The organism is Dyadobacter sp. SG02 (genome assembly GCF_900109045.1).
Lineage (GTDB): Bacteria > Bacteroidota > Bacteroidia > Cytophagales > Spirosomataceae > Dyadobacter.
The window spans coordinates 243,481-257,816 of sequence record NZ_FNYL01000014.1 but is presented as its reverse complement, the minus strand read 5'-3'; the positions used below and the strand labels follow the sequence as shown (position 1 = coordinate 257,816).

At 52.7% G+C, this 14,336-nt stretch carries 8 protein-coding genes; all 8 read right to left on the bottom strand.

The genetic code is table 11. The features are described 5' to 3' along the window. Positions 1 to 73: 73 nt before the first annotated feature. The 8 genes from BMW93_RS28080 to BMW93_RS28045 all read right to left on the bottom strand — a co-directional run bounded on the left by BMW93_RS28080 (position 74) and on the right by BMW93_RS28045 (position 14,326). Positions 74 to 2,341 carry a cation:proton antiporter gene (locus BMW93_RS28080; RefSeq protein WP_090384308.1) on the bottom strand — a complete coding sequence of 756 codons (2,268 nt, stop codon included), beginning with the start codon at positions 2,339 to 2,341 and terminating at the stop codon, positions 74 to 76. 84 nt (positions 2,342 to 2,425) lie between these two features. Further along, entirely contained in the window at positions 2,426 to 3,910 is a 1,485-nt protein-coding gene (locus BMW93_RS28075; protein WP_090384306.1) for a mandelate racemase/muconate lactonizing enzyme family protein, read from the bottom strand. 19 nt (positions 3,911 to 3,929) lie between these two features. After that, complete coding sequence (locus tag BMW93_RS28070) at positions 3,930 to 4,862, bottom strand: RraA family protein (protein WP_090384303.1); 933 nt, start codon at positions 4,860 to 4,862, stop codon at positions 3,930 to 3,932. 30 nt (positions 4,863 to 4,892) lie between these two features. Continuing rightward, entirely contained in the window at positions 4,893 to 6,425 is a 1,533-nt protein-coding gene (locus BMW93_RS28065; RefSeq protein WP_090384380.1) for a SusD/RagB family nutrient-binding outer membrane lipoprotein, read from the bottom strand. Positions 6,426 to 6,532: 107 nt separating this feature from the next. Further along, on the bottom strand, positions 6,533 to 9,901 hold the full coding sequence (locus BMW93_RS28060) for a SusC/RagA family TonB-linked outer membrane protein (RefSeq protein ID WP_229240894.1): 3,369 nt from the start codon (positions 9,899 to 9,901) through the stop codon (positions 6,533 to 6,535). Between the two features lie 306 nt (positions 9,902 to 10,207). Then, positions 10,208 to 11,293 carry a FecR family protein gene (locus BMW93_RS28055; protein WP_090384298.1) on the bottom strand — a complete coding sequence of 362 codons (1,086 nt, stop codon included), beginning with the start codon at positions 11,291 to 11,293 and terminating at the stop codon, positions 10,208 to 10,210. A gap of 239 nt (positions 11,294 to 11,532) precedes the next feature. Further along, positions 11,533 to 12,141 carry an RNA polymerase sigma factor gene (locus BMW93_RS28050; protein WP_090384296.1) on the bottom strand — a complete coding sequence of 203 codons (609 nt, stop codon included), beginning with the start codon at positions 12,139 to 12,141 and terminating at the stop codon, positions 11,533 to 11,535. Positions 12,142 to 12,313: 172 nt separating this feature from the next. Beyond that, the gene (locus BMW93_RS28045; RefSeq protein ID WP_090384294.1) at positions 12,314 to 14,326 is read right to left on the bottom strand and encodes a plastocyanin/azurin family copper-binding protein; all 2,013 of its coding nucleotides are present in this window, start codon (positions 14,324 to 14,326) and stop codon (positions 12,314 to 12,316) included. Between the last annotated feature and the right edge of the window lie 10 nt (positions 14,327 to 14,336).

Sequence of the window (14,336 nt, the reverse complement as noted above, 5' to 3'; positions counted from 1 at the left end):
AAACACTTATTATTCCTTTTAAAAACCCGAAACGGAGACTTTCCGGCCCGTGAAAAGCCGGAAAGTCTGATCCTCAGTCCCGTATGATCAGGACGGAAGGGGAATTGGAGAGCCACACACTGCGTGATTCGACCGCTTTGATCCAGCTGTCGAGACCGATCACCATCAGGTCGTTACCTTGCAGGAAATCCTTTTCAAGTACGTTTTCGTAAAGGAGCGTCACATTTTCGGGTGATTTTTCCTGCAATGCTTTCAGCGCTTCACCGGTTTCGGGGTGCTGGCTTACGGTTTGCGATGGGTCCATAATGGTGAGCTGTAACCCGTCCACGGCGGCAAGGCGCTCTGCGAATGGCAACAGGCGCCGGTCTTCCGGCGTGAAGAGCGGCATGAAAACGTTTTTCACCTGTTCGAGGTTTTTCTCGATCAGAATGCCGACAGGTACTTTGGCAGACCGTATGATATGCGTCGTACGCTCGTCGAAAACGTCGGAATGGAAGAGTTTTTCTTTGCCGGTAATGGTATCGAAAAGGCGCTCACGGCTCACGAATTTGGAGGTGAAACCCAATATTCTACCCAAAAACGTCCCCTCGAACACCGACCGGCCGATCCCGATCATGAGCATATCGTATTCGCCGTCGTTGGCTATTTCGATGATATCGTGCTCGATGCTTTGCGAGGGTCTGAATAGCGACGTAAATGTGGTATTCAGGTCGTGGGCCTCCTCATTGATCGGGCGGAAGGTTTCGTACTGGTATTCTTCGGTGTTGACCTGGTTGAGATAACTGCTCGGAGAGAGGTGCAATGCGGTGATGTTGTGCTCATCGGTCTGCCTGGAAACCAGCTTATCGGCCAGGCGGAGCATTTTGCGACCACCCTGCGGACTTGCGAAAGCGATCAGGATCGAGAAACGCGACGGTTCGTGCACCAGATGGAGATCGTCTTTCGGGGCAGGCAGGAATCTGTCGATCAGATCGAGTGCGGGGCCTGTCATACAGGTGGTTGCGAGCGCCATGATCACCATCATCGTGAAGATCTCGGGCGAAAGCACACCGATGTCGTACCCGATATTGAGTACCACCAGTTCTACCAGTCCGCGCGTGTTCATCAACGAGCCGATAATAAGACTGTCACGCCACGACTGTTTAACGAACAGCGCCGCTACGGTACTTCCCACGAACTTACCGATGACTGCCGCCGCGATGATCAATCCCGTGACATACCAAAGATGCGGATCATTGAGCAGGCCTATTTGCGTTCTTAAACCTGTAAAAACAAAGAATAGCGGTAATAGCAGTACCAGTGCGACGTCTTCTACCTTTTCAATAAAAATATTACGGAAACGCTGGTTGGCAGGCATGATTACCCCGGCCATAAATGCCCCGAAAAGCGCATGGATACCGATTACCTCGGTGCAATAAGAAGAAAGGAGCAGTACCAGGAAGAACACCGCCACTACCGGCTTCGTAAGTCCCTCGCGGTAAGCGTAATGATCGCCGATGCGTTTCAGCATCGGTTTCACCAGTTGCAGCATCACCAAAACATAGCCGACGGAGAGAATGATCGTGTAGATCGCGCTCATAAACTCCCCGGCTTTGACGATCGCGATCACTGCGGCCAGGATACACCAGGCGGTAATGTCGTCGGTGGCGGCGCAGGTGATCACCATCATGCCCAGGCGCGTACGTGAGAGCCCGCGCTCCTGTACAATGCGTGCGAGGACAGGAAACGCGGTGATACTCAATGCAATGCCGGTAAAAAGCGCGAATGAAAGGAAGTTAATGCCTTCGGGCGCGAAGTCGGTGTAAAGGTATAATGCCAACCCTACGCCCAGTGCAAACGGCAGGATAATGCTGGCGTGGCTGATCACAATGGCTTCCTGCGCTTTGGTTTTCAGCACTTTCAGGTCCAGCTCCATGCCGATGATGAACATGAAAAGGATCAGTCCTACCTGGCTGAGAAACTGCAAGTTGCTCAACGAGGTTTTGGGGAAAATGAAAGCGGAAACTTCCGGGTAGAACATTCCGAGGACCGACGGCCCGAGGAAAATCCCGGCAGCGATTTCACCGATTACGGTCGGCTGACCGATGGCTTTGCAAATCCAGCCAAACAGGCGGGCGACGATGATGATGGTGACGATTTGAGCGAGGAGCGTAGCGAGCGGGTGGGTGAGGTTGTGCCCGAAGGTGTCTGTAAATTGCTCCCAGGAAGAGGTAGTTGGTGCTTTTTGGGTAATCTGGCCGGCTTTTTCGAGAAATGTGCCCTGTCGGATAAAGAAGTAAAGCAGGGCTGCGAAAATTCCGATGGTAATGACGTAAAACAGTACGTTGCGAATATTCTTCATCAGTACAATTGAGAGTGAAGCGCGCAAAATACTGAATTAAGGCGAAAAATGGTAGGACATTGTGCCCTACCATTTTTCAAAAACCTAGCTCCACAACCGGTCGTGCGAACGTTTTTCGTTCCAGTCGGGCGTAGGGGCGAAGAAGGACTTGTCCTTCGGATGCAGGTGTTTTTTAACCTCTTCATCCACCAGTTCGATACCCAGGCCGGGCGCTTCCAGCGGTACCGGCGCATAGCCTTTGTCGATGAGCTTGCGGCCGTCGGTGGTTTTCACGAGGCTTTCCCACCAGGGCACATCCACGGAGTGATGTTCCAATGCGAGGAAGTTCTGCGTGGCGGCGGCGCAATGCACGTTGGCCATGAAGCTCACCGGCGTGCCCGCGAAGTGCATGGCCATCGCAATGCCATGATCCTCAGCAAAATCTCCAATGCGCTTGGTTTCCAGCAACCCGCCCGACGATGCCAGGTCGGGGTGCACGATATCCACCGCGCGTTGCTCGATCAATGCCTTGAAGCCTTCTTTGAGGTAAATGTCCTCGCCGGTCAATGTAGGCGTTTCCAGTGCGTCCGAAATAGTTTTCCATTGGTCGGTATATTCCCAGGGTACCATATCCTCGAACCACGCGAGGCGGTATTTGTCGAGGGCCTTACCGAGGCGAATGCCGTTGTTTAAGTCAAAATGGCCGTAATGGTCGGAGGAAAGCGGTATCTCGTAGCCTACCACGCCGCGCACTTCTTCCACTACTTTCGCCATTTCTTCCAATCCTTTCGGCGTGATCTGGATCGCGGTGAAAGGGTGTTTGGTATTGGCATAGGAATGGTAGTCGCCCGCCCATTGCGAGAAACCGCCGCCCCATACCTTGTTGTTCACGACGCTGCCTTCATTGTTGCGCAGCATACCGATGGAAATATCCATTTTAAGCCAGGTATAGCCCTGGTCCTGCGTGCGGAATTTGATTTTTTGCTTAAACTCGTTGATATCGTTCGACTCGGGCGTATCCGCGTACAGGCGAACCTTGTCACGGTAGCGACCGCCCAGCAACTGCCAGCAAGGCACGCCGTAAGCCTTTCCGCAAAGGTCCCAGAGCGCCATTTCCACCCCGCAAACACCACCTGCCTGACGGCCGTGGTAACCAAACTGCTTGATCGATTTGAACAGCTGCTCCACATTGCAGGGATTTTGTCCCAGCAAGTGGCTTTTCAGGAACAATGCATAACGCTCGTCGGCACCGTCGCGCACCTCGCCGAGACCGTAAATGCCCTGGTTGGTATCGATGCGAATAATAGGCGTACGGCCCACGTTCTGCACAATGCAATACCGCAAGTCGGTGATTTTCAATTCCGAAGGCTTTGAAGCACGGCTCACTTTGGAAGTAGCTTGCGCGATGGTATCCTCGGTCGACATCGACATGAAACCCCCTAATGCAATCCCGCCCACTGCGGTTTTACGCAGGAAGTTCCGGCGGCTGTCCTTGGTGGAAGGGTTCGCGATTTCAGCTGCTGCGGCTGCTTTTTCAGCGCTTTCAACCTGTTTATTGGATTCAATGATTTGTTTTAAAATGTTCTTCATTGCTGCAAGAGTTTAGCTATTAATAGTTTCTTTCTTTGAGATAATCATCCAGCTCCTTCTTCGTCATCGGCAACTTGCCGGGGTAGTTATTTACCCAGTTTAAAAAGTCTTTCTGGATCACATCCGACCATTTGGTATCGATTTCCCCGGGCGTGTACTTGCCCTCGCGGAGGCGCAGGTGGCCGAACTCGTCGCGCAGGGCCGTTACTTCCGACGTAATCACCAGATCTTCCACCAAATGTGCCGGAATGAAGATCGTACCATACTTTTTAGCTAAAACAACATCTCCCGGAAGCACCACCGCCCGGCCGATGCGGATAGGCGTGTTGATGTTCGTGAGCATCATTTGCTGGATGTACGACGGGTCTTGTCCCTTGATCCACGCATTGAAACCTTTGATTTCGCTCAATCCCTCCACATCGCGCACCGAGCCGTAAAAGATCACTCCGCGTTTGGATTTGGCATAAATGGAGTTGCCCAGGTTGTCGCCGATGAGCGTACCGTCGGCGATTTTGCCGTAGCCGTCGGCCACGTACACATCACCTTCTTTGAGCACGTCGATGGGCCAGGAGTTGGTACCGCCGGTTTGCACGCGGCCTTCTTTTTTACCGGTTTCCTTCACGAGGTCCTGCAAATCGGGGCGGGCGGGCATGTATTGCGCCGTTACCACGCGTCCTGTCATGGTGCTGTCGTTGTGGATCAGCTGCCATTCGCCTTCGAATTGGTTGTGGTAGCCTTTGTTGCGCAGCACGCCCCAGGCTTCTTCCATCGAAATGTTTTTCAGGCGGGCCAGGATCGCGTCCGAAACGCGTGGACGGCCATCGGGCGAGCGTTCTCCCTTCCAGCCGGCGGTGTAGGCTTTGATCTGATCAGGAGTGGGGGAGATCGCCTGTGCGTAGGAAGCGACGCTTCCCAGCACAAACGCTCCCGCAAGCAAGGTTTGTTTAAGCATAAAAGAGAAATTAAGGGTTGGTATTAATTGTTATTTATCCCAAAAAACGGGTGTTCCCAGCTCGTCGGGACCCATTCTGGCAATAGCTTCCTTGTAGTTGGCTTCATTCACCGAGCGTTCGCGGACGGGGTACACCAATCTCTTGATAAAGTCCTTCACCGATGGATCTTTACCCGGGTAATTGTTGACAGGAAGCGCGGGGAAGCCACTTCTGCGGAAGTTCGCCCATGCTTCGGAGCCATTCAGGAACGACGAGATCCAGTACTGGTTGTTGATCTGTTCCAATGCTTTGGCAGGTACAAAAGGATTTGCGGTGATAAACGCATCCTGGCTGGCAGCCGGAATGGTCGCCAGCACGTCGTAGGTTGCCATCTGGTTCAGGTGGGCACGCACGCCGGCTTCGTATAATGCTTTCACGTCGCCTGTCGCCCAGCCGCGTTGCACCGCTTCCGCGAGCAGGAGGCTGGTTTGCGAGTAGGTAATGAAAAACTCCGGCGCGTCGATTTTACCCAGCGTGCGGCGGTTGATCTGCGAATATTTGAATGCGGAACCGATCTTGCCGGGGAATCCGGGGGCATTTGCTATCGTCGACTCGTTATAACCATACGGCATTCCTTCCTGATCGGCGGGCGTGGTATTCTCGGCACCTGCCGTTGCCAGCGGGTTACCGGGCGTCTCGTATTTCACGGCGATCACGCGGATGCGCGGGTCGTTGGTTTCTTTCAGGAAATCGACCAATGCTTTGCCGAGGTACACATTGCCGCGCTCGGTGCCCTGGAAATAATTGGCCAGCGGGTGGTTGAATGTGCTGTTGAAAGCGATCAATGCATTGTCCGCATTGGAGCTTTGCAGGCCGCCATTGGCAGGGTCAACCGCTACCGTCACATATTGCTTCGCCTTCGCGACGTCTATTTTGGAGTAGCGCATGGCGGCGCGGAGCAGCAGCGAGTTACCCAGCTTCTTCCATTGCGCGATATTTCCTTTGAAAAACAGGTCGCCCGCTTCGATCGCCTTACTCGCATCCAGCGCTTTGGTACCTTCCTGTAATTCTTTCAGGATGTCCTCATAGATCAGCTTCTGGTCGTCGTATTTGGGCCGGTTAATGCCTTCCAGAAATGCCTTTCCGGCTTCGAAATACGGCACATCGCCGTAAGTATCTACCAAAACCATAAATATATAAGCCTTCCATATCCGCGACATGTTGTACAAATTGCTGCGTGCCGGATTATCCTTCGTCTGCGCGATTACCGTCGTCAGCAGGTTGACAGGGCCGTTTTGCAAATACAACGAGTTAAAATTGGCATTCGAATTCGGATCGGAGACCGCATTATGGTTACCGCCTTCCAGCACACCGGTGTACGGCGTATTGATCTGCTGCACGATCTGCAACTGGTAGTTCTGCGTGGCGATCGCCGAGCCGAATTCCGCATTGGAAAACAGATATATAGGATCGACGCTCGTTGCAAGCACCGGGTTTTTGTTTACATCCTCAAAACCGCTGTCGCAGGAGCTGGCCGATGCCAACAGGGCAATGGCTGCTGCGTAAATGAGTATTCGCTTCATATTTTGAATGATTGAATGACTGAATGATTGAGTGACTGAATGCTTTTTCTTTCCTCCGTTCCTCCCGTTACCGCGGTCGGCGGTCCATGGTCGGCGGTCGGTCGTCATCACAACTTAATGTTCAAATTAACTCCGTAACTCCTTGTCGTCGGCAATGTGTGCGTTTCGATGCCTTGGAGGTTGTCGGAGGCGGATACGGCTGCTTCGGGATCAAGGTTATCGATGTATTTCTTGATCATCAGCACGTTGTTGCACATCGCGGAGAGCGTCAGGCCTTTGATGAAGGTCTTGTCACGTACGAAGCGGGAGAGGTCGTAACCTATCGAAAGCGTTCTCCAACGTACGAATGCGCCGTTGTATACGAAAGGCGATGCAAGGTTGGTGCTGCGGTATGCGGTGTAAAATTGCTCTGCTTCAACACGTTGTGCGTTAGGTTCGCCGGTAGCGGTTACGCCTTCCAGCAACACGCCGCCCTCGCGGCCCACAAGCGATGGTTTCGAAAGCCCTTCACGCAGGAAGTTCAGGTTCGAGTTCGAGAGGATCTTGTTACCCGCCTTGAAATCGATTTGCGTGCCGATACGGAAGCCTTTGACATTGATCGTATTCACCCATGCACCCACCCATTTCGGGATCGCGCTGCCGAAGGTGGTGAGGTTGCCCTGCTGTGGCAAACCGCCCGAAGTAACAATGCGGCCCTGCGCATCGCGTTTGTAATCGAAGCCACGCAGCGAGGCGAGCGGCTTGTTCTTTTCATGGGAGACAATTCCGAAGAATTCACCCTGGCCGACGTCGAACCGGTCCTGGCCCTCGGCAAGTTCGATTACTTTGCTGATGTTGTAGCTGCCGTTGAAACTGGTTTCCCAGGTAAAATTGTCGTTGCGTACGGGCACAATGGTGAGCAGGAACTCGACACCCTGGTTACGCAGCTTGCCCACGTTCACCTTGGTCTGGCTGAAACCCGAAGTATTTGAAATGTCGACATTCAAAATTTCGTCCACCGTGTTCTTGCGGTAAACGGAAAGGTCGAGGTTCAAACGGCTGTCGAAGGTCTTCATTTCCAGGCCGACCTCGGTTTCTTTCACTTTCAGCGGACGCAAATTCGCATTCGGGCTGACCGTCGAAGGCAGGTTACCCAATGCAGTTCCGTTGAACGGGTTTGCATTGATGCCGTAATACAGGTTGTTGGAATACGGATCGGTGTCGCCGCCTACTTCCGCGTAGGCCGCGCGCAGTTTACCATAAGTGAGCCATCCCGGCGCATTATTAAATGCCTGACTGAATACGAAACTGCCGCTTACGGAAGGGTATAAGTAGCTGTTCGACAGCGGATTTAATGTCGAGAACCAGTCGTTGCGGCCGGTTACATTCACGAAGAGGAAGTTCTTGTAGGAAAATTCCGCTGATCCGTAAATCGAATTAACCTTCTTTTTGCTGTAACTGTAATTCGGGTTCTTGATCTGGCCGTTGGCAATGGTGTAGAGGTCGCGCACGTAGAAGTTGGTGACCGCCGTCGAAATGTTGTCGCTTACCTGCAACATCTGGTTGCCGCCCAAGGTAATGTCGATCCCAAAGTCGCCGAACGATTTATTGGCGCCGATGAGGATGTCCAAATTACGCTCGCGGAAAGTAGCAACATCCTGGTAATAGTAGCCGTTGAAACCGGTTGCAACAGCACCGATCGAACGGGTTCCGGTGGGGCGGTTGTAATTGTACGGACGCGTGTAGTAATCCTGACCAATGCGGCCCTGCACGAATAACCAGTCGGTGAAATCGTAACGTACCGAGGTATTACCGAAAATGCGGTCACGGCGCACGTTTTCGAAACGGTCGTAGGCTACCCAGTACGGGTTGTTACGATTGGTAAAACGCGCCAGGGGCATTTCGTTGCCGTTGGCATCCTTGCGGTTTTTAAGCCAGTCGGTGTCGATGCTGGTGGCCAGGGTATAAATGGTGGTATTCGCATTCATGTCCTGGATACCGATCTGGGGCGGGTTCTTGTTGTATTCGTTGGAATAGTTCGCGTTCAGTTGCGCGGAAAGCTTTTTGGTAAATTTGTAGTTCAACCCGAGGTTGAAGATTTTTTTATGATAAGCCGAATTCGGCATGATCGCATTGGCATCGGTATTCGCAAAAGAGAGGCGGAAATTTCCTTTTTCATTGCCGCCCGACAATGCAACTGAATTGGTAAAGCTGGTTCCTGTGCGGTAAAACTTCTTGATACGGTCCTTATGGGCCACGTAAGGCTGCATGCTGCCATCAAACTGGGGCGTCATCGCGCCGTCGAATTTCTCTCCAAATGCAAATACACCGGAGCTTTGCGCTTCGCCTACGTTGGCAGGGCGTTTTCCGAATTCTCCCTGGCCATATTCGTATTGAAAATCAGTGTAATCCAATGCTTCCTGTGCCTGGAAATTCGAGTTCAGCTCCACACCGATACCCGTCGTTTTGCTACCGCTTTTAGTGGTAATAATGATCGCACCGTCTTTTGCCCGAAAGCCGTACAATGCGGCTGCCGCTGCGCCTTTCAGTACGGTCATCGACTCGATATCATCCTGGTTAATGCTTTGCAAGCCATCGCCCGCATCGGACGAACCGCCCGTTGGATTGCCCGTGCCGTTTCCGTTCGAACCGCCCGCCGACACGCTGCTGTTGTTGATCGGGATGCCGTTTACAATGATCAGCGGGGAGTTGTTGCCCCCGAACGACGACTGGCCGCGGATTCGGATCTTGGTGGAACCACCCGGACCGCTCGCAGGCGGCGTGACATTCAAACCGGCTACTTTTCCTTGCAGGCTGTTCCCGAGGTTGGTAGTGCGGTTGGTAGTCAGTTCTTCGGTGTTTACGGTGGCTGTCGAGTAACCCAGTTTCTTCGCATCACGCTTGATACCCAGCGCAGTTACTACCACCATTTCCAGATTACGGACATCCGGTGTCATGGAAATATCATAGTTCGATTGATTACCGAGCGGTATTTCCTGCGGCGTGTAGCCCACGTACGAGAACACGAGCTGGCCGCCCGCGTCGGGAACGCTGAGCTGGAATGCCCCCTCGGTGTCCGTTGCCGTTCCTGCTTTGGTACCCTTTACGACAATGCTCACGCCGGGCAGGGGAGCGCCCTTTTCATCGGTTACTTTCCCCGTAATGTTCCGGTCGATGTTGCTTTGGTTGCGGAGCAGTTCAGGCAATGCGCTGCCGGGTTCGCCGGTATTTTTGATGAGCACAACCTGCTTGCCGTCAATCTTGTAGGTAATGTTGGCCGGCTTGAAAAGATCGTCCAGAATGTCGCCCAGCGGCCTGTCCACCGCATTAATGGAGACTTTCCGTTGCGATTTGATCAATGAAGAACTGTATGTGAAGCGTAACTGTGTCAGCTTGTTAAGTTTCGTTAGTACCGTCTTCATTTCCAGGTTACTGACCTGGATGGTGATCTTCTGGTTCAGAATATCCTGTGCCCCGACTGTGCCTGCTGCTGACACAGTGGCGAAGATTAAGGCAATAAATAATTGGTAAAGTGATATTCTCATAGCCCTGTAAAGTAGCCGGGATAGATGTCGGTGTTTTTTCATACTTTTGAAAGTTTTGTTCAGGATTGAAATGATGGGACAAAATGCTCCTGTATCGCCGCAGATTCCAGTCTTGGCGAGGGGAGGCGCAGGGCCGGTGATGGCGCAATCATCACTGGCTCTTTATCATTCAAAGGAAAAGCAGGGTCACTTATATGTCATAGGCGAAATTTGGGATTGATGGTAGGTGATTTTAGTCCTGAAAAGGGTTTAGATACATCAATTACAACCTTTGGAACTGATCACGACGCGATCATCCTCCATATCATAGCCGGCACCGATCGCCTGGCATATTGCATTCAATCGTTGTTTCAGATTTTCTTCGTTAAACTGCGCGCTGATCATGCAGTTGGAAAGCGTTTCGGGCTGGTACGCAATGCTGATCCCGTACGCTTTCGCCAAAGCATCGAACGCTTCGGCCACCGGCCTGTCGTCGAACACCTGTTCTTTCTGTACCGCCGATTCGGCCAGTAGCACCGGGTTGGCAATACCACTCTTTTCCAGCTTGTTATCCTTCCGGTTGAAAACCACCTGTTGGTTAGGGTTCAATATCACCCCGGCAGGTATGGAGCCTTGCGAGGTTTCATATTCCTTCTTGGCATACACCGACACCCGACCGGTTTTCACAGCCACCATTTCGGTGTTATCCCCCTCAAATGCCTTGATACGGAAGCTCGTGCCGAGCACTTTGGTTACCGTTTCGCTGGTGTACACCAGGAATGGCTGTTCGGGATTTTTGGTTACGTCAAAAAACGCCTCTCCCGTCAGGTAAATGCGGCGCTCGTTCGCGGAGAATTGCCTGGGATAGCGGATACTACTCCCTTTCGCCAACGTAGCCACGCTGTTGTCGCTCAGGAGCACGGTCATTTCCACTTCCGTGGCATTGGTTTTGATCACCATTTCGCTCGCCAGGGTAATTTTCTGTCCCGTTCCCGACGGCGCTACCGTGTTATGGGAAGTGTAATAGAGCCAGCTCAGGCCGCCGGTGAGCAGCAATACTGCGGCCGCCCGCCAGATCGCGCGGTGGTAAAAAGGTACGCGTCCTTCCGCTTTCCGCTCACCCGCAATGCGCGTGATTTCCGCGATTTCGTGCCGCAGCATATCGTCGGACAGGTCATCTTTGTAGATTTCATGCACCGCCTGCACGAGCTCCCGCGCCCGCACCGCGACGCCCGCACGGTCGGCGTTTTGTTGCAGCCACTGCTGCCAGTAACGGTCGAGTTCCGGTGTAGGCGCCATCACCCAGCGTCGGAACGATTCGTCCGTCGCCAGTTCCTCCACGGTAAATATTCGGTGTAAGCTCATCGGCAAAACAAAAACATACAATGCAGAGCATTTGCTGGCTCTTTAAAATAGTATGTCCGTTTTGACGGCCGGGATAACCAAAAAAATCAAAAAAAATTTGAAAAAGTTATAAAGCGAGGTGAAGAAGAAAGGAAAGAAGGAGAAAAATTAGGAAAGTATAAAATGTTATTAATGTATAAAAAGTATTATATATTTTAAAAGTGTAAAATATTCAATTTGTATTAAAATATAAAAAGTATCTATGAAAGCAAGAAAAGCAACACCCAGAAAAACTCCGCGGGAGCCCAGATGTCTTTGATCTCTTTCAGCGTCCGGTAAAGCAGGTTGGAGACGCTTTGGCGGCCTAAGCCCATGACGCTGGCGATATCTTCGTTGTCCAGGTTCTGGTAGAAGCGGAGGTAGATGATCTCCTGCTGGCGTTTGGAGAGCAGGGAAATGATGCGTTTGAGGTGGCCGTTCCGGAAGCGGATATGCTCGTCTTCGATGATGTTCGTTTCGATGGACGGGTCGGAAGGCTCGGTGTCGAAAATGGCTGTTTGTGGCTCGTGGAAGCGTTTGAGGCGGATGCTTTCCTTGATAAGCTTGTGGCGGAGTGCTTTGAGGAGGTAGGATTTGACGAATGCGGTTTCGGAGAGAAAGTTGCGGCGTTCCCAGAGTTCGAGGTAAAGCTCCTGGATGGAATCGCGGATGAAATCGGGGTCGGACGAGAATTTGGTGGCATAGTTGTACAGCGCCCGGTAATGCGTTTGGGCAAGCTGCCCGAGCGCCTCCGCGTCGCCGGCTTTGAACCGCTGCCAGAGCCTGATATTCAGCTCGCTGGCATTCGATATGTGTTCGTCCTGATTCAAATCTTTAATGTAACGGCAATGTTGTATTAAATCAATGAATTATACCAATCAAAGCGGCCGATAGTGGCATTCTCCTTGTGAAATGGCGGTAATTATTCAGCGTTCTAAATGTCAGGGGAAATAAAAGAGGGGCAGCGAAACACCGCCCCTCATGAAGGCCGCACCGTGGCGGTTACTTAACTACTTTCAGTTTCCCCTGCATCAGCGAGTAGTGCCCGGGGAATGTGCAAACGTACTGGTAGGTGCCGGCCTGTTTAGGCGCCACGAAATAGATCGCTTCCGATTTCTCAGGCTCTACGATGTTCGTATGGAAAAGCACGTCGTTGGTTTTAGGGACATAATTCAGTTCCGTTCCTTTCAAACCAAGGTTCAAACCCGCTTCGCCCACGGCATTGGCCGCTCCGGGTTTGGTAATGACGAGGTTATGCAGCATATCGTCGTTGTTGTTGAAAACCACTTTGATCTTGCTGCCAGCCTTCACCTGGATTTCCGAAATATCGAACTTCAAACCCGGCACGGTTCCGATGGTCACCACCTGATCGGGGCCGTTGGTCCAGCTGGCGGGCATTTCGGTGATGCGTTTGGCCGAAGTAGCGGTGTTAGCCGCGGTTTCAGTTGCAGCCGAACCGGATGCCGCCGCGTGCGCGCTGTGATCCATCGCAGCGGTTGCTTTCACGGTGGTCGTAAACTGCGAGGCATTGGCGGCCTGTCCGCCTGCGATTTCGTTCAGCGTGTAATAGCCGGTAGTATGCAGCAGGTTGTTGCCGTCGGTCGATTTCACACCTTCGGCTTTGATTTCGTGAATGTAGCCCTTGCGTAATGCCGCCGGATCAACCACCAGGCGCACGCGAAGGCCGTCTTCCGAAACGATAATGCCTTTCAACGGCACTTCCTCGGTATTGATGATCGGACTGCCGTAGGTGCGGTGGTAACGGTAGGTGAAGCTGTTCATTTTGTACGCGTCCTGCTGGGCAGCGGCCGCCTTGTCGACAGGGCTGGTGAAGGTTATTTCAAAACCATCGGGTGTCGAGCGCACAGTCTTCATTTCGAACGGCATTTTACCGGTCCAGACGAGTCTCTGGATACCAAATTCCTCCTTACCCGTGGCCGACCATCCGCGGCTTGTCTGGCCTACGAACATCGAGCCGTCCAGGCCCCATTCAAGGCGCAGGATACCCGACATAAAACCTTCGCGGAAAGGGAAAACGGTTCCCTGCCAAACTCCATTTACTTTTTCGAGGTCCACGCGGGTAATAATGCTGTGCCCCTGGTCACCCACGAACATTTGCCCCGTAAACGGCCCGAATGCGCCGTTGGTTACGTCTTCTTTGAAATCGGAGGTCGAGATACCCACCAATGTGTGCGGGAACCATACAGCCGGCGGTTTCAGGCCGGGTACTTTCTTGGCTACGTCGTAAAGCGGTTCGCCGGTGCTCGGTACATCTTCGGGTGTCAGTTTTACGGGTGAGCCTTCTTCTTTGCTCCAACGCAAGCCGGCAGGGTTACCTGCGAAATCGCCTTTTTCGAGGTGCGTCATCCGGCCGGAGCCCACCCAGTCGCCCTGGTTTTCAGTATAGAAAATATCTCCCTTATACGATCCGAAACCGGAAGGGGAGCGCAACCCGGTCGCCCAAGGCGTGAGTTTGCCGTCCTGGCCGAGTTTCAGCATCCATCCCCGCCATTTCGATTGGCTCGCACCACGGCCAACCCAGTCGAGGTTGAGGGTTACGAGCATTTCGCCGTTCGGCATCGGCACGGGGCCGTAGGAATACTGGTGATAGTTACCGGATAGCGGCCAGCGCGAAAAGGAGTCGTACACGTCGGCTACACCGTCGTTATTCGTGTCTTCCAGCCGGGTAACTTCGCCGCGTTGCGACACGAGGAAGTCTTTACCGCGGTAATATAAGCCCAGCGGCTCGTGCAGGCCCGATGCGAAACGGTGGAACGAAGGCTTGCCGTCACCTTTCAGATAAGGGTTACCGATCAGCCACACTTCACCGCGACGAGTAGAAGTAGCGAGGCGGCCGTCCGGCAGCACCTGCATACCGCCGATTTCCATTTTGATGTTTTCAGGAACGGGAATGGTGATAATGCGGTAGTAATCGTCGATTTTATTGGGCTTCGACTGCGCAAAAGCACTGGCGCAACCGGTGGTAATCAGGGTAGTTAAAAGAATATTTTTCATCGATACAAAT